General features: G+C 44.0%; 20 protein-coding genes and 1 other RNA gene. 10 read left to right on the forward strand and 11 right to left on the reverse strand.

Annotation, left to right across the window (positions count from 1 at the left end; genetic code table 11):
* Positions 1 to 49: 49 nt before the first annotated feature.
* Positions 50 to 529, forward strand: a complete 480-nt coding sequence (locus ACYRYY_RS12225; protein ID WP_460215887.1) for a HyaD/HybD family hydrogenase maturation endopeptidase — start codon at positions 50 to 52, stop codon at positions 527 to 529.
* 64 nt (positions 530 to 593) lie between these two features.
* On the opposite strand, the gene ACYRYY_RS12230 is transcribed toward ACYRYY_RS12225, so the two are convergent.
* Positions 594 to 1,334, reverse strand: a complete 741-nt coding sequence (locus tag ACYRYY_RS12230; RefSeq protein WP_460215888.1) for a hypothetical protein — start codon at positions 1,332 to 1,334, stop codon at positions 594 to 596.
* A 95-nt stretch (positions 1,335 to 1,429) separates the two neighbouring features.
* The gene (locus tag ACYRYY_RS12235; protein WP_460215889.1) at positions 1,430 to 3,109 is read right to left on the reverse strand and encodes a type II secretion system protein; all 1,680 of its coding nucleotides are present in this window, start codon (positions 3,107 to 3,109) and stop codon (positions 1,430 to 1,432) included.
* Between the two features lie 88 nt (positions 3,110 to 3,197).
* Between ACYRYY_RS12235 and ACYRYY_RS12240 the strand changes: the two genes are divergently transcribed.
* Together ACYRYY_RS12240 and ACYRYY_RS12245 are read left to right on the forward strand one after the other, a co-directional pair.
* A complete protein-coding gene (locus ACYRYY_RS12240) occupies positions 3,198 to 4,157 on the forward strand; it encodes a type II secretion system protein (RefSeq protein ID WP_460215890.1) in 960 nt (319 codons plus the stop codon).
* A 93-nt stretch (positions 4,158 to 4,250) separates the two neighbouring features.
* Positions 4,251 to 5,243 carry an NAD(P)H-quinone oxidoreductase gene (locus tag ACYRYY_RS12245; RefSeq protein WP_460215891.1) on the forward strand — a complete coding sequence of 331 codons (993 nt, stop codon included), beginning with the start codon at positions 4,251 to 4,253 and terminating at the stop codon, positions 5,241 to 5,243.
* Positions 5,244 to 5,507: 264 nt separating this feature from the next.
* Here the strand turns inward: ACYRYY_RS12245 and ACYRYY_RS12250 are convergent, their stop codons facing one another.
* From ACYRYY_RS12250 to ACYRYY_RS12260, 3 genes are all read right to left on the reverse strand, one after another.
* The gene (locus tag ACYRYY_RS12250) at positions 5,508 to 7,256 is read right to left on the reverse strand and encodes a PAS domain-containing sensor histidine kinase (RefSeq protein WP_460215892.1); all 1,749 of its coding nucleotides are present in this window, start codon (positions 7,254 to 7,256) and stop codon (positions 5,508 to 5,510) included.
* A gap of 121 nt (positions 7,257 to 7,377) precedes the next feature.
* Positions 7,378 to 8,559, reverse strand: coding sequence for a molybdopterin molybdotransferase MoeA (locus tag ACYRYY_RS12255; protein WP_460215893.1), 1,182 nt, complete (start codon positions 8,557 to 8,559; stop codon positions 7,378 to 7,380).
* Positions 8,556 to 9,581 carry a molybdopterin-binding protein gene (locus ACYRYY_RS12260; protein ID WP_460215894.1) on the reverse strand — a complete coding sequence of 342 codons (1,026 nt, stop codon included), beginning with the start codon at positions 9,579 to 9,581 and terminating at the stop codon, positions 8,556 to 8,558. Before ACYRYY_RS12260 ends, ACYRYY_RS12255 begins: the two co-directional genes overlap by 4 nt.
* A gap of 177 nt (positions 9,582 to 9,758) precedes the next feature.
* Here ACYRYY_RS12260 and ACYRYY_RS12265 point away from each other — a divergent pair, with 177 nt between their 5' ends.
* Entirely contained in the window at positions 9,759 to 10,448 is a 690-nt protein-coding gene (locus ACYRYY_RS12265) for a DUF2231 domain-containing protein (RefSeq protein ID WP_460215895.1), read from the forward strand.
* A gap of 42 nt (positions 10,449 to 10,490) precedes the next feature.
* On the opposite strand, the gene ACYRYY_RS12270 is transcribed toward ACYRYY_RS12265, so the two are convergent.
* Positions 10,491 to 11,645: a DNA recombination protein RmuC gene (locus ACYRYY_RS12270; RefSeq protein WP_460215896.1), complete on the reverse strand. Its 1,155-nt coding sequence runs from the start codon at positions 11,643 to 11,645 to the stop codon at positions 10,491 to 10,493.
* A gap of 95 nt (positions 11,646 to 11,740) precedes the next feature.
* On the opposite strand from ACYRYY_RS12270, the gene ACYRYY_RS12275 reads away from it, so the two are divergent.
* Together ACYRYY_RS12275 and ACYRYY_RS12280 are read left to right on the forward strand one after the other, a co-directional pair.
* A complete protein-coding gene (locus ACYRYY_RS12275) occupies positions 11,741 to 12,931 on the forward strand; it encodes a type 1 glutamine amidotransferase family protein (protein WP_460215897.1) in 1,191 nt (396 codons plus the stop codon).
* A 21-nt stretch (positions 12,932 to 12,952) separates the two neighbouring features.
* Complete coding sequence (locus ACYRYY_RS12280; protein WP_460215898.1) at positions 12,953 to 13,360, forward strand: precorrin-2 dehydrogenase/sirohydrochlorin ferrochelatase family protein; 408 nt, start codon at positions 12,953 to 12,955, stop codon at positions 13,358 to 13,360.
* On the opposite strand, the gene ACYRYY_RS12285 is transcribed toward ACYRYY_RS12280, so the two are convergent.
* From ACYRYY_RS12285 to ACYRYY_RS12295, 3 genes are all read right to left on the reverse strand, one after another.
* Positions 13,357 to 13,716 (reverse strand): YbaN family protein, encoded by a 360-nt coding sequence (locus tag ACYRYY_RS12285; protein ID WP_460215899.1) that lies wholly within the window; start codon positions 13,714 to 13,716, stop codon positions 13,357 to 13,359. The genes ACYRYY_RS12280 and ACYRYY_RS12285 overlap by 4 nt on opposite strands.
* Before the next feature lie 93 nt (positions 13,717 to 13,809).
* The gene (locus tag ACYRYY_RS12290; protein ID WP_460215900.1) at positions 13,810 to 15,774 is read right to left on the reverse strand and encodes a methyl-accepting chemotaxis protein; all 1,965 of its coding nucleotides are present in this window, start codon (positions 15,772 to 15,774) and stop codon (positions 13,810 to 13,812) included.
* A gap of 385 nt (positions 15,775 to 16,159) precedes the next feature.
* Positions 16,160 to 17,464 (reverse strand): citrate (Si)-synthase, encoded by a 1,305-nt coding sequence (locus ACYRYY_RS12295; protein WP_460215901.1) that lies wholly within the window; start codon positions 17,462 to 17,464, stop codon positions 16,160 to 16,162.
* 389 nt (positions 17,465 to 17,853) lie between these two features.
* Here ACYRYY_RS12295 and ACYRYY_RS12300 point away from each other — a divergent pair, with 389 nt between their 5' ends.
* Positions 17,854 to 18,738, forward strand: coding sequence for a DMT family transporter (locus ACYRYY_RS12300; protein ID WP_460216494.1), 885 nt, complete (start codon positions 17,854 to 17,856; stop codon positions 18,736 to 18,738).
* Between the two features lie 241 nt (positions 18,739 to 18,979).
* Here ACYRYY_RS12300 and ACYRYY_RS12305 read toward each other — a convergent pair whose 3' ends face one another.
* On the reverse strand, positions 18,980 to 19,333 hold the full coding sequence (locus ACYRYY_RS12305; RefSeq protein WP_460215902.1) for a hypothetical protein: 354 nt from the start codon (positions 19,331 to 19,333) through the stop codon (positions 18,980 to 18,982).
* 93 nt (positions 19,334 to 19,426) lie between these two features.
* Here ACYRYY_RS12305 and rnpB point away from each other — a divergent pair.
* Positions 19,427 to 19,803: RNase P RNA component class A (rnpB, locus tag ACYRYY_RS12310), an RNA gene on the forward strand.
* A 3-nt stretch (positions 19,804 to 19,806) separates the two neighbouring features.
* Here the strand turns inward: rnpB and ACYRYY_RS12315 are convergent.
* Positions 19,807 to 20,496: an HAD family hydrolase gene (locus ACYRYY_RS12315; protein ID WP_460215903.1), complete on the reverse strand. Its 690-nt coding sequence runs from the start codon at positions 20,494 to 20,496 to the stop codon at positions 19,807 to 19,809.
* A gap of 295 nt (positions 20,497 to 20,791) precedes the next feature.
* Between ACYRYY_RS12315 and ACYRYY_RS12320 the strand changes: the two genes are divergently transcribed.
* Complete coding sequence (locus ACYRYY_RS12320) at positions 20,792 to 21,457, forward strand: GntR family transcriptional regulator (protein ID WP_460215904.1); 666 nt, start codon at positions 20,792 to 20,794, stop codon at positions 21,455 to 21,457.
* Positions 21,458 to 21,505: 48 nt separating this feature from the next.
* Complete coding sequence (locus tag ACYRYY_RS12325; protein WP_460215905.1) at positions 21,506 to 22,156, forward strand: GntR family transcriptional regulator; 651 nt, start codon at positions 21,506 to 21,508, stop codon at positions 22,154 to 22,156.
* Positions 22,157 to 22,164 lie beyond the last annotated feature (8 nt).

Genomic DNA, 22,164 nt, shown 5'->3' on the forward strand with positions numbered 1-22,164 from the left:
CTGTTTTTTCAGTTGCGGTTTATTCCGCAATGATTAATACGGAGCAGTTATGAACGTACTTGTATTCGGCGCAGGAAACATTTTGCTTGGTGACGAAGGTTTCGGAGTGCATATGATCCGCCACATGGAAGATAATTTCGAGGCATCGGAAAACGTGGAACTCTATGATGGCGGTACGATGGGTATTTTTGCCACTCATAAGCTGGAAGAAGCCGAGCATATAATTATTATAGACACTCTGGACACTGACGGTGAACCGGGGGAGATACGTACCTACGAGCTTGATGACATCAGGCTCAACAGGATTCCCGCCAAGATGTCTCCCCATCAGATAGGTTTGCAGGAAGTGTTGCTGATAAGCGAAGTGCGCGGTAAAGTGCCCGAAAGTGTTAAGTTTCTGGGCATAATCCCCAAATCGCTTGAAGGGAGTGTTGATCTCAGCCCTGAATTACAGGAAAAAGTTGCGGTCGTTGAAAAGCTCCTGCTTGATGAACTTGCCACTTTCGGCATCACCCTGAAAAGAAAATAGTCTCTTTTCAGAGCAATATAAGAACATAAAACGGGCATTCCTGAGGGGATGCCCGTTTTTGCGTTTACTGGTTTATAATCTGGCTCATCAGGTCTTTCATCTTCACCATATTAAGACCTGACGGAAGCTGAAATTTTTCTGAAGGTATGTTTCCTTTTTTTACGGAAGTGACTTCGCTCACATCATCTTTATTCCCTCCGCCAAAGTCAGGCAGGCGGCTCTTCTCAAATAAAGCGAACCCTTTGGAAGCGTATGAGGAGACCTCGTTTTCCACAACCTCTTCCGGATTCATAAAAAACGGGGGAGTGTTATTAACAATACTCAGAAATGATGTGATATCCACCTCTTTGGCTATTTCATCCAGAAGCTGCTTTGAGTAGCAAAGTTCTGTTGAAATATTCATTCCGGAGAGGGAGAGAAAAACACGTTCACAAGGGTAGCCCGCATAAATTCCTTTTCCTTTCTGCTCTGTCTTAACTTTGAGTTTTTTGATCTCTTCATTCTGCTTTTTGTAATAATCGTCCTTAGTTATGTCCAGAATTTGTGCGGCAGCCATTTTCTGCATCTCTTTCATGTCATCAAATGTGCCGAACATTACCATTTCACTTTCATAGTCTACTGTGTAGACGATTTTTTTTCTGATATCTATCAGCGTGTCCAGTTTTCCGTCAGAAAAAGAGGCGATAAGTCCGTTCTGGAAATAACTTACAGATTCTCCATCCGTGAGCTTTTCTGTTATAGTTATGCCTGCATGAGCCTGAAAAGTGTACAAAAGCAGGAAAACAAGGAGCAGCGTTTTTTTCATATATTCCTCCGCAAATGAGCGCAATATTTCATCATATACTGCGTATTTTTCAGGTGCAAGGGGATTAAGAGGGATTTTTTACGTTTCTTGCAGGTTTATTGACTGTAAAATAGAAAATTTTCAATTCTCAAAGCATCATCACTTCTTCCACCGAAAGTGAAGCCAAAACGGAAATTGTTCATCCTTTCGTCATCATTGTCCATGCAGTAAAATGCAGACGGCTGCTCCTTTGTGTAGCTTTTAGTGGTGTCCGAGCAGTTCTCACAGTCAACCCAGAGCTTCATAAGCATATAATTCCCATCTGCGGACTTTGATGTACAGGAACCCTCTGAGTAGCCGGGATGAATTTCAAGACGCACAGGATGCGATTCTGTATCTTCAAGCCAGTTGATTTTGCGGGGTGCAGGAAAAGCACAGCCCGGATCATCGGGGCATGATGGAATCGCCGTATCAAGGTGTCTCCCCAGACAGATCTTTTTGCCGCCTGAGGGGAAAATGCAAGGGACAAAAGCTATATGGTTTGGTGAAGGGGCAAGCATGTAATCCATAATTCTGTTCGGGAACAGATCCGTTTCCAGTATAATTCCGCTTCCGCCGAAACTTAAACCTCCATAACCCAGATCTGAGGAGCCGGACTGACCGCAGCCTGCATCCTCCGGCTTGTATTCGGCAGGAATAAAAGCCATGCCGAAGCCGGGAAAGGACGAGCCGAGGCTGTGGGGATCATTGTCAGTATAGAGCGTCCGTACCTCGTAGTAGAAGCTTATAATGCCATTTACAGCAAACTCCAATCCGTACCATACACATTCTGATTCGGAACTGAGTGTCGAGTTGACCTGAAAGCTTGTAACTTCATCGTCATCGTTGGTTTCCAGACTGATATTTTCGCCTATTCCGCCCGATTTGGTAAGCACAATCACATCGTTAATGTTCATTTTGGAGGCTTCTGCTGTTTCCTCTATTATAGCTTCAGGGTTGAATGGTACTGCAAAAACGGCGGTTGTCCGTCTGTCCCTCCTGAGTGCATGAACCTTGATTTCTCTGACTGACGGCGAGCTTATGTTCTGTGCAAAAGATGAGATGATAAATGATGGCGACTCCGTGAAATCAGATTCAGCGGAGCAGCTTGTGCTTATATTGAGTATTGCTGAAGTTTCCTGATCAGCTTCGGCACACCATTTCTCCGCAGGAGGCAGGGAATGGATTTCTGCTGTGTACATGCTTCCGCCGTTCACCGGAGGAATGTTCTCGGTTATAATTTTCAGCGGGCTGCCGCACCCTGCATAATTAATTACCTCATTAACAGATGTCCATGCGGCTTTGTCATCATTGGAACCGGGGAAAAACCTTACTGATGTCAAATCAGCAGACAGGGAAAATACTCCGTCCTGTCCGGCACTTATTGCAACAACTGCCGCATTGGTTAATATTTCACTGTCCGAGCAGTCTTCATTCTTACACAGTATAAGCGGTATGCCTTCAATGTTTGAGCAGATATCTGCTGAATCAGCGGTGACTATCTTTAGATTCCTGCCGTAACCATCCGTTGTGTCAGCAAAAAAGGATGCAGGGGGGATAATGCTGCCTGATGCCGCCTGTGCTGATGTTTTAAGAAGAATCTCACTGATAACTGCTTCGGTTTTTCTTTCCGCTTCAAAATGCCGTGCGCTGTTTATCATTGCGTAGCCAAAGGATGACAATGCTCCTATAACCGCAAGGACGAAAACCAGCTCTATAAGCGAAAAACCTCTGGCTGAAAAATGGTCGGCATTCATGTGAGCCTCATAGTGGATGACAGGAAATAAGAATTATTATAAAATTAAACATTATCAGTCAATTAACGTTACGGGATACTGGTTTTCAATGCGTTCAGAAACAAAAGGCTTCACGCTGATTGAGCTTGCGATAGTTTTGGTAATTATAGGTTTTGCCCTTGCTTCGGGGAGCAGTCTTCTTGCGCTCGCAGTTAAAAAGAAATCAGCAGAAACTGATTCTGCAAGACTGGTTTCCGCAAAAAATTCCCTTTTTTCCCACAGTGCCCTGAATGGAACACTGCCGGAAAAGGAAGGTTTCGCTCCGGCTGTTTCCTATTCATCCGACTTCGGCGGACGGGCAGTGGCATATATTTATGATGATACATTGACAGAGGAATCAGGCAGTGCAGAAGCCGTTTGCCGAAGAAGAACCTCAAAACTGGAACTAAGAAAATGCCGTGATGCCGGCTGCACAGATTACTCAGTTGTCCGCAATATCGCTTTTGTAACAGTAAGCGGCGGGGCGAATGCAAATATACAAACCGGTGCTGATGAAGCAGGAATAGTCCGTATTTATGTTCAGGGAGACACAGTGGACGATTATCCTGCTGACGGTGTGAAGAAGCAGGCTTATGATGATATTGCCGAATGGGTTACTCTGGGTGAGCTTCAGGCAAGGAGCGGGTGCGCCGGGTACAGGCTTAGGATTCTTAACAGCGAGCTTCCCGCTGCATATACCGCAAGAGCCTACAGGGCAAATTTTTTTGCTGACGGAGGTGTTCCCGCAAACGGACGCAAATACAAATGGTGTCTGGATGATTCAGGGCTTATGAGCGCCGGTGTTCTTAAATTTACATCTGCAAATCTGGACATAAAAATCTCCTCCGACTGCCGGAATGAAACTGAAGTCTCATGGACTTCAGGAGATAATGTCAGTATCACAGGGACTCCGCCCTCCGGCAGCGGCGGTTCATATTATATCAGCGTCTGGGTAAGAGATAATAATGACCAGAGCGGCAACGATGACAGCATCGCTAATAAAAGATTTGTCCTCACCATATCCGAATAAATCCTGACTTTTCACACAAGATTTCTGTTTATAAAATTTCCCTTACATGTTAAAAATCAAACAATAATTTAAATAATTGCTGGAGGAGATAGTATGAAAGCCGTACTCTTAAGTGGATTTGGCGGAGTTGATGTTCTTAAGGTGGGTGAAGCCGAGAAACCTGTTCCGAAAGAGAACGAGGTGTTGATAAAGGTGGCTGCCACTTCGATAAACAGACCTGATCTTGTACAGAGAGAAGGCAAGTACCCGCCTCCTCCCGGAGATTCTGAAATTCTCGGACTTGAAGTTGCCGGTGTTATAGAACAGCTCGGTTCTCAGGTCACTAGCTGGAAGGTTGGAGACAGGGTAATGACCCTTGTGGGCGGAGGCGGTTACGCCGAATATGCCGTTGCTTATGCCGAACACCTTATGCCTATTCCTGATAACATGAGCTATGAGCAGGCTGCTTGCGTCTGCGAATCATACATTACCGCTTTTCTTAATGTATTTATGATAGGCGGGTTTCAGGATGGTGAAACCGCAATTTTTCACGGAGGCGGAGGCGGTGTGAATACTGCTGCGATTCAGCTTTCCAATGCGCTTACTCCCAATTCAAAATACATAGTAACTGTTGCTCCTGATAAAGAGGCAAAGGTTAAAGAACTCGGTGCATCTCTCACGGTAAATTTCCGTGAAGTGTCTGATTTTTCAGATATGGTAAAGGAGTTTACGAATAAAAAGGGCGTTAATCTTATCCTCGATCATGTTGGGGCAAAGTATCTTTCTCCCAATATGAATTCACTCGCCTATGCAGGCAGGCTGGTTATAATCGGCGTTACCAGCGGCATCAAGGCTGAACTGAACCTTGCTCTTATGATGGTTAAGCGTCAGCAGATCATAGGTTCAGTCCTCCGCTCCAGACCGGTATGGGAGAAGGGTGATATAGTGAAGGAATTCACAAGAAGGGCTCTTCCCAAGTTCGCCGACGGTAGCATCGTTCCCATCATCTATAAGGTTTTCCCCATAGAAGATATTGTGGAAGCACATAAAACCATGGAAGAGGACAAGCATTTCGGTAAAATCGTCCTTAAAATAGCTGACTTATAAGGTGCTTAGCGTTATACATACAGCCCCATGGATGGGGCTGCGCCGTGCGTAGCGAAGCCCTGCTTTGCAGGGTGCGAGCGTGTGGTTAAAACCGACAGGATGTGCGGTTTTAACTGATAATACAGACAGGCATTTCGGTAAAATCGTCCTCAAAATAGCTGACTTATAAGGTGTTTAGCATTGTATATACAGCCCCATGGATGGGGCGGTCTGAACTAAAGCAATAAATAGAAGATTTTAACCCTCCTTTTTAAGGAGGTTTTTCTATATCACAATGGTGAATTCAGCGCCTTCAAAGGTGTTTTTCGCTGTAATTGTTCCTTTAATATTCTTTTCTATTATTATCTTGGACATATAAAGTCCTATCCCTTGTCCGTCTGGTCTGGTGGTAAAGTATGGCTCGAATATCCGTTCCATGGCGTTGTGGTCTATTCCGCCACCGTTGTCTGATATGCGGATCACTGTTTTTTCTCTGCCCGCCGTAATCCGTATTTCTATTTTAGGATCCGTTATCCGGCGGATGGAAAGCACATCTTTGGCATTCTGGATAATGTTCAGCAGAACCTGACAGAACTCATTCCTGTATGTTTTAAGACATATATTTTCCTGAACCTTCATTAGCACACGTATCCCGTGAAAACGGAGATTTGGTTCAATAATTGAAATAACTTCTTTAAGGGCGGCGTTTATACAAAATTCCTCAACCGGTTTTGAAGGGCTGAAGAAATTTTTAAAATCATCAATGGTGCGTGACATAAACTTGAGGGTGGAGAAAGCTTCATGGATAAGTGTTTCAGCTTCTTTTTTATCAATGAAACCCTGAAGAGTGCCCATTTCAAGATTTGTGAGGATGCCGGTTATCTTGCTTAAGGGCTGCCGCCATTGGTGTGCTATATTTGAGATCATCTCACCCATGGCAGCCATTTTTGACTGATGGATAAGCATTTGTTCCTGTTCACGCTGTTTTTTTTCGGTGGCGAGTCTTTGCGAAATATCCCGGGCGACATCAATTGAAAACTTTCTGTTGTCTTCAGTTATAACCGAAGCGGTAATTTCTGCCGGAACTATATCGCCCTGCTTGGTCATGAAATCCAGGCGTACAGTTTCTTTCAACCCGAATCCTTCACGCTTGCGGACTATGTAATCCTTGATTTTTTCGTACTCATATCTTGGATGGAGCTGTTCAGGCATTAACTCCCGAAGCTCGTCCAGACTATAACCTGTCATTTTTCTGGCTGCTGCATTGGCATCGACTATGCTTTTTGTTCTCAGATCAAAGATGAAAATGGAATCAGTTGCGGACTCAAAGAGTGCCTTGTACCTTGTTTCGATACCTTTTACCAGTTTTTCCTGACCTTCCTTATAGTCTGTGATGTCACGGGCGATTCCCTCAACTCCGATAACCGTTCCGTAGCTGTTTTTGATGAAATGTGCCGATGTGGATACCCACCATATGCTCCCGTCTTTTCTGTAAAGCGGTGCGTCAAAGGCAGTGACTCTGCCTTGTGTGCCCATAAGCTCTTTAAACTTAATTCTTAATTCAGGGTTTACATAAAGGTCATTGCCCAGATTTTTTCCGATCAACTCCTCCGGTGTGAAGCCGGAATATATAAAAATAGAAGGGGAAACTGCGGTTATATTGCCATAAATATCTGATGTATAGTATATATCGAACATGTTTTCAATGAATTCGGCAAAGCTGCTGAATGAGCTGCCGCCATCGGAGAGCAGGTTCAGATTCTTTATTTTTATTCCTGTTCTTCCTGCTGGCAGGGGTGCGGGGTTTATTTCTGTGAATATCCACTTGTTCCTTTCTGTAGGAATAAAACAGAAATCTTTTTCGCAGTTTTTAAGTGCTGCTGCAGCTCTACTTCTATATTCGGGTTTGAGGAGTTCAAGGAAAGATTTTGCCTGATCACTATTACCGCTGTATTGCAGTTTTTCTGCATATTCTGCGGAAATACTCAGGATATTGTAATCAGCATCCAGAATAAGGTCATATCCGCTTATCATCTCATACTTCCCGCCCTGTTATTCAAATTATTTATTTTTAATTTTACCGTAAAAATAACAATAAGTCTTTGTTGTTTTATAAAAATAAAAAAAACCGCCCCGTAATGAGGCGGTTTAAATATCAGGGAATTATTATAGTATCGGCTTCTGTTCCTGCCGGAAGCGAGCCTGTGTTTTCATCAATCAGCACAAGTGCGTTTACCTGTGCGAAGTTGATAAAATGAGATGTAAGCTGTGAACCGGGATCCGCTGCTGTGTAGCGGCCGTTCTCCACCGTTACGACAGCTCTGTCCAGATCCATGCGGCCTTTTCTGGCCTTCATTTCTGTTTTAAGAATAGCTTTATGAACCTTGTTTTCAAAGTCTATGATTCCAAGCGCCTTACGGAAAAGAGGAACTGCATAAAAAACAAAGTTTGTGAGAAAAGCAGCCGGATATCCGGGCATGCCCAGAAAAAGTTTATTGTCTCTTTTTGCAACCATAAGCGGACTGCCGGGCTTGATGCAGGTTTTTTCGATAAAGAGTTCAAAGTCATGCTCTTTAAAGACTTTTTTTACAAAGTCATATTTGCCCATAGACACTCCGCCGGAGGAGATGATAATGTCATGGTCTTTGCACATCTCTTTGAAAGCGTTTGCAACTTCCGCCTCTGTATCGCCTATGGGACCGAAGAAATCAGGCTTAATTCCCAAAGAGTTAAGGCAACTCTCCAGAATACGTCTGTTGGTGTCAAACACCATTCCTTCTGCGAATTTTTCTTCAACTTCAAGTATTTCGTCTCCGGTTACAAAAGCCGCAACACGGGGTTTTTTATAGACTTCGACTTCTGATTTGCCCAGATAAAACAGAGCAGGGTAGAGCCCCTTGTCTATAACAACACCTTTGCTGATAACGTGTTCACCTTTTTTAGCCTCTTCACCTGAAAGGTTTACAGAGTCACCTGCACCGACACTTTCAGGAATGGTGATCATGCCGTCATTATCTTCGCAGTCCTCAACTCTTGCTACAGTGTCTGCACCGTAGGGAACAGTTCCGCCTGTCATTACAAAGATTGTTTCATCATCTTTAACTGATGCACCGCTTTTATCACCGGCGGCAACTTCCCCTGTGAGTTTGTAGGTTTTGCGTCCGTGCTTAAAAGCATAACCGTCCACAGCGGATTTATGTACATCGGGATAATCTCTCGGTACTGTGATGTCTTCTGCCAGAGTTCTGCCCCAGCTGTCTCTCACTGAGACTTTTTCTGTTCCGTAGGTTGTTGTAAGGCTGTTGAGAATCGCTTTTGCTTCCTGCCAGCTTATCATAAGCCGCCCCTCCCGAACGGACAGACGGGAAAGTGACATTTCTCACAGAAATGACACAGACCGCCGTGACCTGAATTTGCTATGTATTCTTTGGTAATTTTCTCTTTTGCCAGTATTCTGGGCAGGTATATATCAAGGGCAGTGGCGTGGAAGAACAAGGCCGCCGCCGGTACGCATACCACAGTTTTTTCGCCTATATAGCCTATGGAGCAGTTATTGCCGGGCTGAATAGGATTGCCCTTGCATACAATTTCCACTCCTGCGTCTTTGATGGCGTCTGTGGTGACATCATCAGGGTCAACGCTTGTTCCGCCTGTTGTCAGAACTAAATCTGCCTTTTCCAGCATAGTTTTTAGTTCACGGGTTATGTGTTCTCTGTCATCAGGGGCTATTGCCGTTGCTGTCACTTCAACTCCGAGTGCTTTCAGCTTTGCTGAAAGTTTCGGGATAAAGCCTTCTTTTATGCGCCCTTCGTAGACTTCGTTACCTGTAACAAGGATGCAGGCAGTCTTTATTTTATATGGATTTACACTGAGTATAGGTTTGTCTAGGATCTGCTTAACCGAGTTCATCAGCTCTTCGCTGCAGACAAGCGGTATTATTCTGAAGGCTGCAACCTGTGCCCCTTTTTTAACAGGGAAACCGTCATGCAGTGTGGGCATAGAAGGAATTTCGAGGCTGTTTACTGCGAGCAGTTTTTCTTTATCAACATGGAAAATTCCGTCTGTTTCGGCGTAAAAGGATACTTTGCCTTCGCTGGTTTCCTTGTCGTACGTGATGTTTTCTCCTGCTGCAAGAGGTGCTGTCATCCTTGCTGCATCATCTTCATGGACATCCGTATCCTGACCGTCCATTACAAAAATATTTCTGCGTCCGAGATTTTTCATGTACTCTATGTCATTCGCACATATGACATGTCCCCGTTTGAATGCCCTGTTTTTAATTTTCTTTTCCAGACTTACTTCTGTGATGTCATATGCAAGAACCTGACCTTCTGCATTGTCAATACTGATTTTTTTCATTGCGACTCCGCTGTGTGTTCAATAAAATTTAGACGCTGGGGATGTTTTTGTCAAGCAGACCGATTGCGGTGGAACTTGGCATGGCATTCTGGTATATTTTTTTATAAAATAAATGATAATTGCCGTAAGGTAAATCTGAGGTAAAGGTCTATAATCCCGTTTTTGGAGGTACTGGCTTTGGATAGGGAAGAACTGAGCAAGTTTGACGGAAAAGAAGGACGACGAGCTTACATAGGCTACAAGGGGCAGGTTTACGATGTTACGGACAGCAGGCTGTGGAAAAACGGACAGCATGTTAAAAGACACTTCGCAGGCAGAGACCTGACGGACGATCTGGAAAAAGCACCTCATACGGATGAGGTTTTTTCCCGCATTACACCTGTGGACGCACTGACAGAATCCGTCCCTCAGGTGCCGTCAGCAGCGGAAGCCAGAAAAGATATGCTGAGAGAACTTTACCGGAAGCTCCATCCGCATCCGATGTTTATACATTTTCCAATGGGGCTTTTAAGCTTTGCCGTTTTTATGCAGGCATTGTTTCTGATTACCGGAGAACCAAGCTTTGAAACCACCGCCTTTCACTGCATGGCGGCTGGCGGTGTTGCTCTTATCCCCACTATTGCTTCCGGTTTTTTCAGCTGGTGGGTAAACTACCATTATGCAACATCCAACGTTTTTATAACGAAGATATCTTTTTCTGTCCTTCTGTTTTTGATGTGTGCTGCTGAAATGTGGCTTAGATTCAGCGAACCGGGTATATCGTCCGCAGGAACAGGCGTGGCGAATCTTTATAACGGTCTCTTGTTTTTAAACCTGCCGGTTATGGCTGTAATTGGTTTTAACGGCGGAAAGATTACATGGGGATGATACAGCGCATGTAGGGGCATTAAATGCCCCGGCTGTTTAGGCTTATTCTTCCGTGTCGTCTGTTTTGATATTTTCAAGCCCCAGAGAATCAAGTTTTTCAAGGGGTTTATCCAGCATTCTGCGGCGGGTTCCGCTTAATAACTCATACTCCTTGGCGGTGTCTTCAATCCTTTTGCCCAGAGTGTCCATTTTACCAGTAAAAAGATCCCACTGTTTGCGGAAAGTGCCCATGATTGTGAGAATTTCCGATGATGTCTGCTCCAGACGGAAGTTTTCTGCTGCCTGTCTGATTACTGCAAGCACTGAAAAAAGAGATACCGGAGAGGTCAGGGCGACCTTTTTCTCGAAGGCAAAATCCAGAACATCGGGGCATTTTTCCATCATAAACCCGAAAATCTGCTCATTGGGTATGAAAAGCATGGCAAAATCCAGGGTGTTTTCGGCAGGGTCGATATAGTCCCTCCCTGAGACTTCCTTAATACGTTCCTTGACGTCCTTGGAGAAGGCGTTTGTTCTTGCCTTTGCCGCTGCTTCTTCTGTTTCCTCTAAATATTTCAGATAGTTTTCCAGAGGAAACTTGACATCCATATTAAGAATGGCGCCGTTAGGCATTATGAAGGTATAGTCCGGTCTGCTTCCTGAGGTTTTCAGGGTTTTCTGCCTGTAGTAGTTGACATTCTCCATGAATCCGGCAGCTTTGAGGATATCTTCTGCCATGCGCTCACCCCAGCGCCCCCTTCTGCCTGTGGAGGAAAGAGCCTCTTTGAGGGATGAGGTGACTCTGAAAAGCTCTTCGGCGTTTCTGGAGGTGTGCCGTATCTGTTCGGAAAGGGCCGAAAACTTTGATTCACGGTCTTTTTCAAACTCTTTAACAAGCTTTTCAACCTCGGTGAGTTCCTTGGTCATTTTATCGAGCTGTGCGTCTATCAGGGCTTTTTTGCCGTCAAGCTGTGCTGCGCCCGCCTTGCGTTCGCTTTCGATATGCTTCATAAGCTCTGCGGTGGTCTTTGAAAGAGCTTCAAGGGAAAGACCGGAAAAACTCAGCTTGAGTTGTTCGGCAATCCCTGCCACAGTTTTTTCCGCTTCAAGCTTCAGCCCAGCCTGCCTACGGGCAAGGAGACTGAAAAAAACAGCACATACGCCTGCGCCTGCTGCGAATCCGAGAAGAAATATTATAATAACAGATGAATTTTCCATGATCTGAATTTATCAGAAAGAGGATATACGGGCAATATGGTTTGTTCTTTTACGGATTATGTTTTAAATTATATTCATCTTACAGGAGTGTTCCATTGGTTTATAAGGGTTTTACTTTTCTCATATGTGATGAGAGCGGGCTTGTTCCCCTGACAGCCGTTCTCAGAAGACTGACTGTCGGCGGGGAGAGTATTTTTCCGTTTGTCCCTGTTCCTTTTTCACCCAGAATGTCCCATTCTCTTTGCGGAACAGGGGTTCCCGCAGATGCTTTTATGTTATCCCTTGCCTGCGGTGTTAATGCGTCTCACCTTATGTCGCTGCGTATAAAAGCGGGTACAATACCCGATTCGGATAGCTATGAAGAGGCGGTATGCCGTCTGGAAGATATAGCAGGAAGTGCGGAGTATGACCGTATTGCTCTTGTTCTGGATGCCGACTGCGGAGAATGGGGTGAAGAGCTTGCGGGAATGATATGCGGCGGTATTTTTCTTTGCGGCGGTAGTGCGGCTGTAAAAACAGTGTGGGATGAAGCCTCAAACGAGCTTAAAGCTATTATGAAAGGCGCTTTGCTGTCGGAGAAAAACTGGAGCTTTCTTTCCAAACCCCCTCTGCCTGTGATTGCATCAGTTCCTGACAATATGCCTGAGGCGGAGATTTTGCCTGATCTGTGCATTTTCGGAAACTCCGACGGTCTGAAAACAGGTGTTATTAACCTTCCTTCAATGGCAGACTGCAACGATGCTGTGCCTTTTCTTATGTCAATGGACTTCAGCACCTCTCTGATATATGAACCTCATGAGGCTGATAACTGCGGAATAATTATTGTTCCTTCCAGCGAAAACCCGAAAAGCGATCTTTTGTTTCTGGAAAAGAGGGGCTTTGATAAGAAGCTGCGTGAACTTTTCGGTAAAACTCCAATTGTTGCTTTCGGCACGGGCTTTTCTATGATGGGCACCAGGTTCAGCTTTGAAAGCGGCACGGAATCGGGCATTTTTTCCGGTCTGGGGCTTAGTGATTATGAATCAGTTGTGCGTGGCGGCAAACGGCTTGCCTGTTCAAAGTTTCGCTTCAGCGGAGAAAAATGGCTTTATCATCCGATCAGCATAAGCGAGGAGTTTCTCTACGCCGGAATCCCTTTCCACGGGGAGACAGCCAGCGAGCCAGTGCGCAATTTACTTCATATGGCGCTAAAGATTAAGCCTGATTTCTCCGAATATATCATAGCTGACAGAGCGCTCAGTGTTCTGGCAGAAAGGTGTATGGTAAAAAACAATAATATGTTCTGACGATAAACCGGAGGTTGATGAGTGGTTCCGTTTATTTTTAATCTTACCGATAAAAAAATCCTTGTGGCAGGAGGAGGGGCAGAAGCGGAGGCTCTTCTTGTTTCGCTCCTTGGTCATGATCCGGAGATTGTGGTTATTTCTCCGTCATGCACTGAAAACATCAAGCTTTTCAAAAAGTTCGGACGCATAAAATATGAAGAGAGATGGATAGAGGAAAGCGATGTGGATTCCTCATATTATTTCATATTTGCACTTACCGGAGATACAGAGGTGAACACCGAAGTTGCATCCTATGCGGCAAGGGTTCATGTCCCTGTTTTTGTGCAGGATAATCCTGCTCTTTCAGATTTCTGTCTGGAAAAGGAAGAGGAGAGGGAAGAAAGCGATTTTGACAGAATAAAGGACCTGCTCCGCACAAGGCGAGGCTAGTCATGCAGAGTGGGCAGGCGGAGAAGGTAGAAGCTGACGCCTGCGCCCACGGCGGTGAGAATCATAAATACAGCGGCGCTGCCTGATATTACTGATGAAAATATCAGCGAAAACCACAGAAGGAAAAGGGCACGCATTTTAATTCTGCGGCTTATGCCCAGCCCTTTTTCATAGTTTCTTACTATATCGCCGAAATATTTGTTATTTAAGAGCATTTGGTGAAATTTATCCGAGCTGCGGGCAAAGCACGCCGCCGCAAGCAGAATGAACGGCGTTGTGGGCATTACAGGCAGAAAAACACCTATAATGCCAAGAAAAAGTGATATGAAACCAAAAAAAATAAGGATTATCTTCATCCGTCTCCCCAATGTTTACACTATAAAGAAAACAGATAAAAAAACAATATAAGTTTATTTGATATAACCAACTCTTGAGTTTATATCAATTTATCAGTATTTAAATTTTTCAACCGCCTGTCTCAGGGATTCCGCAGTGATTTCGAGGCTGTTAAGCGTTTCTGCTATTTCATCAACCGCTGCAGCACTTTGCTCAATTCCTGCGGATATTCCTGCAGTGCTTTGTCCTGTGTGCTGAATCGCTTCTGATTGTTCATTAACTGAAACAGTAATGACCGTGTTTTTATCAGAAGCGTCCATTACCGCTTTGTTTATACGGCTGAATGAGTTTTTGGTATTTTCAGATTGGCTGACACATCTGTCTATGTTAGCAGAGGTTTTTTCTGCACCCTTTGCTGCGTTCTCCGTCTCTGTGCGGAAAAGAGTGACAATGCTGATAATTTCACCTGTAGCCGACTGAGTTTTCTCTGCCAGCTTGCGTACCTCATCCGCCACCACTGCAAAGCCTCTGCCTGCTTCGCCTGCCCTTGCTGCTTCTATTGCCGCATTGAGGGCAAGGAGGTTTGTCTGGTCTGCTATTTCATTAATGACTTTGACTATATCGCCTATCTCGTGAGATGTTTCGCCGAGCTTTTTAATAGTCTGCGCCAGACTGTCGCTGTCGTATTTGACATCGGTTATGAGCTTAACAATACTGTCGAGTTCCTTGCGTCCATCGTCAATACTTTCTGCGGCAGATTCTGCTGCCTTTTCCACGTCTCTGATATTATCCTCAATGGAAACAGCAGTTGCGCTCATTTCATTCATCGCAGCAGCTATGCCGCTTATCTCTTTTGACTGTTCCCCGAAGGTTACAGACAATTCTTCAACCGAAGCAGCAAGCTGTGTGGTACCGGATGCCACTACGGATACTGATTTTGCAGCACCGCCGACTAAAACCTGAATATTTTCAATAAAGCAGTTGACATTATCGGCGAGTTTGCCTATCTCATCCCTGTTTGTAACTTTTATACGCCTTGTCAGGTCTCCGTCGCCTTCATTAAGCTGTGCTGTGAGGTTTATCAACATGCGTATATTTCCTATTACAGAAAGCAGAAGAACGTAAATAAGAGATGCAAAAGCTATGAATCCCACAACAGCGGCTGCGCCTGTGAGAATGAGCTGCCTTTTGGCGGAGCTGATCTGCCCGTTCATATATGACGTCATTGTAGCAGCAATGAGATCCTCTGTGTTTTTCATGGAATCAATTTTTTCTGTCATCAAACTGAACCACTTTCCGGCATCTTCATTCAAATCAGTTAACTTCTCTGCTGCTGTTTGCTCCATTTTTGCCGCTTCAATGCTGTACGGGGCATTTTCAGCAGTTTCGGCGCTTTCTCTGTATTGCTTGCGTGCAGTCCACACAAATGAGTCCATGTATGTTTTACGTTCGCTTGTGAGACGAAGATATTTTTCATACATACCATCGGTGAATTTGCCGTCCGCAAATACAGACGCCATAACAGCGCGCATCTGCCCTGTCAGTTCCTTTGCATTCATGAAGTTAGTGTAGGAAATTATATCTTTAACTAGCTGTTGGTCGTCCATATCAGAAGAAATTTCCGAGACCGAGTTTATGAACAACTTATTTATTTCCGTATAATAGTTTATAATATCAGGAGAATTTGCTGTTCTATCCATTGTACTCAACCGTATGGAGTCGAGGTTTTTCAGGCTGTTCATCGCTTTTACCGTATTTGAAGAACCGGAAAGCTTGTTGTTTAAAATATCTCTGACCTGAAGCAATGCTTTATCTGTGGATTCAAACTGAATTTCAAGATTATCTTTAAAAAGTGTTTCACCGCCGGACATATATCCGGCAGAAAGTCCCCGTTCCTTCTGGAGTTCATGCACAAGGGCATTGACGGACACGGAAAAATCCACGAATTTTTGCAGAGATACTGCCTTCCTGAGCAACCCGGAATCCCTTACAACATTTGATACAGTGTAAAAGGTAAGCATAATGAATGGTATCAGGAGTGCTGACAGCACTTTTGTTTTGATTGAAAAATTTTTCACCGCATCACCTTTATCAGAAAATAGTTTTTTGTAATATATATTACAAAAAATTAAAAGCAATTGATCAGTATCAATTTATTTAATGTGAGTCAACGGCGTATTTGGGGTTATTAGTTTTTCTTCATGATGCTGATATCTCAAATTCATGCCGTTTGAAGCGGTGTTTATCTCAGCGTGAGCGTGTAACCAAAATTTCTATGGAGAGCAAATTTTGGATTATCGGATAGATGGGAAGTCGCCGTGCGGAGCGAAGCGGTGTTGATCAAGGCGTGAGCGTGTATCTCAATACAGCAGGATGCACGGGTTGAGATGGTTAAAAAAGAAACAGGAAGCCCGAAGGCTTCCTGTTAACATATTATAGGTATTGCGTGAAGGATTGCAGTAATTATTTTTTGATTCCTGCTGCAGCTTCCAGCATGTCTGTGGTAACAGATTTCGGACGCTCAATGGGGTACCCGAGAGCCCTGTCCCAAGTGATGTTTGCAAGAACGCCGATCGCTCTGCCCACACCGAAAAGAACAGTGTAGAAATCGTACTCTCTGAGACCGTAGTACCACTGGATAACACCGGACTGTGCATCCACGTTGGGCCATGGGTTTTTAGCTTTTCCGTGTTCCATAAGGATATCGGGAGCAACTTCGTAAATCATTGAAACAACTTTGAAGAGTTCATCTTCAGGAAGGTATTTCTGGCAGTATTCACGCTGAGAAGTATATCTGGGGTCAGTTTTTCTGAGAACTGCGTGTCCGTACCCGGGGATAACCTGACCGCTGTTAAGAGTATCCCAGAGGAATTTTTTGAGATCTTCTTTAGTGGGAACTTTTCCGCCGAGTTTAGCGTAAACGTCCTGAATCCATCCGAGAACTTCCTGGTTAGCAAGACCGTGAAGAGGACCTGCAAGACCGTTGATACCTGCTGAAAGTGAGTAGTAAGCATCACTGAGAGCGGAAGCCACAAGGTGAGTAGTGTGAGCGGAAACGTTTCCTGACTCGTGGTCGGAGTGGAGGATGAAGTACATTCTCGCAACATCATCATAAGGAGCATCGATGCCCATCATGTGAGCAAAGTTGCCGCCGAAGTCGAGGTTTTTATCAGAAGCGATGGGAGTGTCGCTTTTGTATTTCATTCTGTAGATGTAAGCCGCTATTTCGGGAAGTCTGGCGAGGAGGTCACATGAATCTTCATACATGGGTTCCCATGCAGTCATTTTATTGAAGCCTTCTGCGTAGAATTTAGCGAATTTTGACTCACGCTGCATAGCAACTATAGCTGCGGAGAACATAGTCATGGGGTGAGAGTCTCTGGGCATAGCTCTGAGTATATCTATAACATACTGGGGAACCTGCGCTCTTTTTTTGAAGTCTTCAACAACTTCTTCGGCCTGAGCCTGAGTGGGTATTTCGCCTGTGAGAAGGAAGTACCAGAAACCTTCTACATAAGGATAGTCTTTTCCTTTGGGTCTGGGGAGTTTTTCCATAACTTCGGGTATTGTAAGACCGCGGAAACGGATACCTTCCATGGGGTCGAGATATGATATGTCAGTAACAAGGCACTTAACGCTTCTTGCACCGCCTATAGCCTGACCGATTGTAACTTCACCAAGTTTTACATCGCCGAACTCTTTTGTGAGTCTGGCTGTTCTGGGGCGATGCTCATCAATTTTCTTCTTAAGAACGTCCTTAAGTCCCATTAGTATGCCTCCTTGTTATTATAATAATCTTCAATTTTATACCGCTGTTTATTTTCTATCACTAAGACTATTCGATGTCAATAGGTAAATTGTATACAATGTACATTAAAAAAAATTAAAAAGTGTCATAATAAAATAAGTGTTTTAAGAGTTTAAAGCCTTTTGTATCAGTATTTAGAGGCAGATTAAAAGGGTCGGCGCCTGCATGATCCTGTCAGGATTAAATTATCTTTAGTTCAATTGTAAAAAATAAACAGAGATTTGATCACGGGTAATAAAAGAGGATTATCAGTATAGTTTATAGATGTGAGGAGCATGGTGCTAAAACCTATTAACAATATCGGGTTTTAAAGATAGATTCTATTTCAGATGCTTGAATATTTTTGAAAGTGCTGATAGAAATGGATTTCACAGGCTATGACGGGGAGGAGTTTTTGACAGGTTTTATTTTCATTGTTTTCAGCGCACTGTGCCACTCCATATGGAATGTGCTGTTGAAGCGTTCTTCTGATAAGTATGCATTTAATTTTTTCATGCACTTTATAAATCTGATATTCTTCACTGCGCTTTTCCCTATATTCTTCAGAGAATATATGTATTTTGACAGGAACGCCGTAATATACGGATTGATTGGCGGAACATTTTTTACACTATATCATCTTTTTCTATCAACAGCTTACCGTTACAGCGATGTTTCATCCATATACCCTATCACCACATCTTCACCTTTTTTTATATTAATATGGGCAACTCTTTTTCTTGGGGAAAAACTTACTTTTTTCGGTATAACAGGAATCATTATCACCGTTCTCGGCGGAATAACCCTGAATGGAACCAAGGGGCACCGCCTGAGGCTCACAAAAGGAACGGTGTTTGCATTGCTGGCAGCTTTCTCTTATTCCTTCGGAGCCCTTGCGGATAAAGGAGGAGTAGGCGGCGGGAATATGATCTTCTATACTTACTGCCTCTGTTTTTTTATGACATCATATCTTGCTGTTTACTCAATAAAACACAGACCATTCAGAAAAGAGTTTGTGAGAGCAGAAAAAAAATATTTCATAACGGCAGGGGTGATCGTTTTTCTCTCGTTTACCTCCTACAGATACGGACTTACTTTTATGGAGGTTTCCTACGCTGCCGCCTTAAGGCAGGTGAATGCTGTGTTTGCCCTTGCTCTTGGGGTTTTTGTGTTTAAAGAGGCATTCTCGCTGAGTAAGCTCACCGGAACTCTTGTTATTGTTGCGGGTATTATACTGATCAGATTTGGCATGTAATTTGTTAGTATAACTGCAGGTAGTGGAACAACCACGCTCACTGAGAAGGATCTCGCAAGGGCCGGCGTAACAGCCGGCTTCCTTGATCATGGGTACATATTATTCGCAGAAGCCTCTGACAGCCGTTTTCAATAAGATCGTTTTGCATTGTATAATATTTTCAGTCGGCTGATCGCAAACTGCTGATCAGGAAAAATTTTCTGATCTGTGCGATCATTTCCGACCGGAATAATATGCCGGTCTAAAGATTTTTTATGAATCCGTTTATGAAGGTGTGGTCAGAGAGTCCGAGGATTTCACGCTGCTCTTTATAATCTTTTACAGCCTTTTCCTTGGCTTTTTTTATCATATCTATCTTTTCTGCCGATTTCGAGAATTTCTCTTTGAGGCGTTCGAGGATGCACATGAGCTGTCTGCGCTTCCTGCGTTTCAGATTGCCGCTGAGTTCATGCTCAGTTCTTTCAATCATGTTTTCCAGCCGTTCATGAAATCTTTCTTCACTGCCCAGCATTTCACAGGCAATTTCAACCTTTCTGCCCAACCTGCTCAGGGTGTCTGACTTCATCTCAGCTATGTCATGCTCAAAACAGTTCATTCCGCTCATAGCGGAACTATACATTGTTCATATATTAAATTGAAGCGAAATGTGTTGCGTTTTGGTGCGTATGATATTAGGTTTCCAACTCGGTAAGGCGGTCGGGCAGTCGCCGGCGCAGCAATGTGCGGGAGGAAAGTCCGGACACCGCAGGGCAGAACGGTCGGTAACGCTGACGTGCCGTGAGGCAGGGAAAGTGCCGCAGAAAACAGACCGCCTGTTTCTTTAGGGGAGCAGGTAAGGGTGAAACGGTGGTGTAAGAGACCACCGCTCCGCCGGGTGACCGGAGGAGGCATGGTAAACCCCGTTCGGTGCAAGGTTAAATAGGTGATCGTTTAAGGGCTGCCCGCCCGACTATGCGTTCACGGGTGAACCGCTTGAGCATGCAGGCAACTGTATGCCTAGATTAATGACTGCCTCGGCTTTTAAAAAAGCTCAGACAGAATCCGGCTTACAGACCGCCTTACCGTTATCTAAAACCGTTGTAAAAACGGCGCAAGGGATGCAATATCCTCCACACAGTGACTTGCTGCTTCCTTAAGCTTAGTGTTTCCGCCAATGCAGACAGAATTTCCGGCTGTTCTGAACATTTCAAGGTCGTTTTCACCGTCACCGAAAACCCATGTGTTATCAGTTGAAAAACCGGTTTCTTTCAGAAGAGTTTTTAGTCCCTCTCCTTTGTTAATATGAGAAGGGGTGAAATCCAGACAATCAGAATGATAATACGCCTTGATAAAATCAGTCTCAAACTGCGGGGCAAAGGCATGGAGCGCACATATATCCTCCGGATTCACCGGATAAAATGTTACATTGAGGTGATTCAGCTGAATCCATATTCTGCTGCCGAATTCATTTCTGTAGGCTGCTTTTATGCTCTCAATATCATTTTCATGACCGTGAGGAACAGCCGCAAGGCGGAAACCGGAAGGTGGAAAAGATGCGTCCATGCTCACGGCGCCTCCGTTTTCGCCTATTACTGAGGCAGAAGTCAGCTCAAGCTGTCTGCAAAGACCTGTGATATAAGTAAAAGGTTTGCCGGAGGCGATGGCAACTTTATGCGAAGAAGAGAGCCTTTTAAGCTCGTTTGCCAGCTCCGGAGCCACAGGCTTGCCGATTTCGCATATGGTTCCGTCAATATCAAATACAAAAAGCATTTTTTTCATGGGATATATTATTACACAAAGTTCCGAAGGGATAAAGAGTAATGATTACTGTAACTCTCTGAAATCAAAGATTTAACGACATTTTGACACGGATTGCATTTTGTATACAATGTTCTGTTTGACGAAAAAGAAAAAATAGTTTAAATTGAATACAGTATACAGAATACAAAATGTTACCATTAGTAAAAAATATCTTCAAGATATTTATAGCATTCTGTTTATGTTACATCCATTTAATTGGACAGGAAATTAATTTCTTTAAATATACGGCAAAAGATGATTAGGGAGCCGGTTTTTGAAGCAGGAAAACGTATTGGAAAGCAAACCCCTGAGAGAGAAAATCGCCGATAAAATACGGGCAGATATCATAAAAGGCATTCACGCCGACGGCGAAAGGCTTGTTGAACCGAAACTTGCCAAAAGTCTGGGAATCAGCCGTACACCCATAAGGGAAGCTTTGCGGCAGCTTGAGACTGAAGGGTTTATTGAGATTGTTCCCCGTAAGGGTGCTGTTGTTAAAGCCCTTACTATTAAAGATATAGACGATCTTTACGCAGTAAAAGCAAGCCTTGAAGGTCTGGCTGCGAGGCAGGCGACTCCTAATCTTAATGAAAAGGACATTGACCGCCTCCGGAAGATAAATGAAAAATTCCGTGATATAGCATACGAAAATCCAAATGTTATGGATGAATACCTTAAGTATAATGTAGACTTCCATAATGTCTTCATAACTGCTTCGGATAACAAGAAAATTCTTGAAATTCTCGACAGTCTGGCAAAAAATTTCCAGAGGCTTAAAACTGTCCTGGTCTCAAACCGTGAGCGTGCGAAGCATGCCGTAGCGGAGCATCAGGAGATTATTGAGGCGTTTGCTTCCGGCGATCCTGATCTTGTTGAGAAAAAAGTGCGCTGGCACATACAGAACGCATGGGAATATCTGAAGCACAATATCAGAAAATAAAAACGCCCAATGAAGAAGCCTTTTGGGCGATAAAAGCAGAGGTTCAGGATGGGAGTCAGGGACATTAACATCGACAATACCCCATTAAGTGAAAGAATAGCCGAAACAATAAGAACAAACATCCTCAAAGGAGTTATAAAAGCTGGTGAAAGGCTTGTTGAACCGAAGCTTTCAGAACAGCTTGGAATCAGCCGGACTCCAATCAGAGAGGCTTTGCGTCACCTTGAGACAGAGGGTTTTATTGAGATAATCCCCCGCAGAGGTGCGGTGGTTACAGAAATTACCGATAAGGATGTCGATGAGATCTTTGTCATTAAAATAAGGCTGGAAGCACTTGCTGCAAGGCTCTCTACAGAAAGGCTCACCAAAGATGATGTAGAGAAAATGAAAGAGCTTGCCTCTAAGGTGAGGGAAGGTTCATCAAAAGTCGGTCACATGGTGAACTGGAATTCGGAATTTCATGATATTTTCATAAAAAACTGCGGAAACGAACGCCTTATAAAAATTCTGGCGGGACTTCAGCAGCAGTTTAAGCGTGCCACAGTTTTTTCTTTCTCTGAAACAGGCAGAACTCAGGAAGTTGCAAAGGAACACCAGAGCATTATTGAAGCTTTGGAGCTGCGGGATAAGGACAGGGTGGAAAAACTTGTTGAAACACATATCCGCAACGGTTGGGAGTTTATTAAGTCAAGATTATGATTACTTTC

The organism is Geovibrio sp. ADMFC3 (assembly GCF_054687035.1).

Coding starts and splice junctions, on each gene's coding strand:
- ACYRYY_RS12260 (WP_460215894.1), bottom strand. CDS start 9,581: ATGAAAAAAATCAGTATTGACAATGCAGAAGGTCAGGTTCTTGCATAT.
- ACYRYY_RS12240 (WP_460215890.1), top strand. CDS start 3,198: ATGCGTTCAGAAACAAAAGGCTTCACGCTGATTGAGCTTGCGATAGTT.
- ACYRYY_RS12295 (WP_460215901.1), bottom strand. CDS start 17,464: ATGGGACTTAAGGACGTTCTTAAGAAGAAAATTGATGAGCATCGCCCC.
- ACYRYY_RS12285 (WP_460215899.1), bottom strand. CDS start 13,716: ATGAAGATAATCCTTATTTTTTTTGGTTTCATATCACTTTTTCTTGGC.
- ACYRYY_RS12325 (WP_460215905.1), top strand. CDS start 21,506: ATGGGAGTCAGGGACATTAACATCGACAATACCCCATTAAGTGAAAGA.
- ACYRYY_RS12255 (WP_460215893.1), bottom strand. CDS start 8,559: ATGATAAGCTGGCAGGAAGCAAAAGCGATTCTCAACAGCCTTACAACA.
- ACYRYY_RS12230 (WP_460215888.1), bottom strand. CDS start 1,334: ATGAAAAAAACGCTGCTCCTTGTTTTCCTGCTTTTGTACACTTTTCAG.
- ACYRYY_RS12245 (WP_460215891.1), top strand. CDS start 4,251: ATGAAAGCCGTACTCTTAAGTGGATTTGGCGGAGTTGATGTTCTTAAG.
- ACYRYY_RS12270 (WP_460215896.1), bottom strand. CDS start 11,645: ATGGAAAATTCATCTGTTATTATAATATTTCTTCTCGGATTCGCAGCA.
- ACYRYY_RS12305 (WP_460215902.1), bottom strand. CDS start 19,333: ATGAACTGTTTTGAGCATGACATAGCTGAGATGAAGTCAGACACCCTG.
- ACYRYY_RS12250 (WP_460215892.1), bottom strand. CDS start 7,256: ATGATAAGCGGATATGACCTTATTCTGGATGCTGATTACAATATCCTG.
- ACYRYY_RS12235 (WP_460215889.1), bottom strand. CDS start 3,109: ATGAATGCCGACCATTTTTCAGCCAGAGGTTTTTCGCTTATAGAGCTG.
- ACYRYY_RS12225 (WP_460215887.1), top strand. CDS start 50: ATGAACGTACTTGTATTCGGCGCAGGAAACATTTTGCTTGGTGACGAA.
- ACYRYY_RS12315 (WP_460215903.1), bottom strand. CDS start 20,496: ATGAAAAAAATGCTTTTTGTATTTGATATTGACGGAACCATATGCGAA.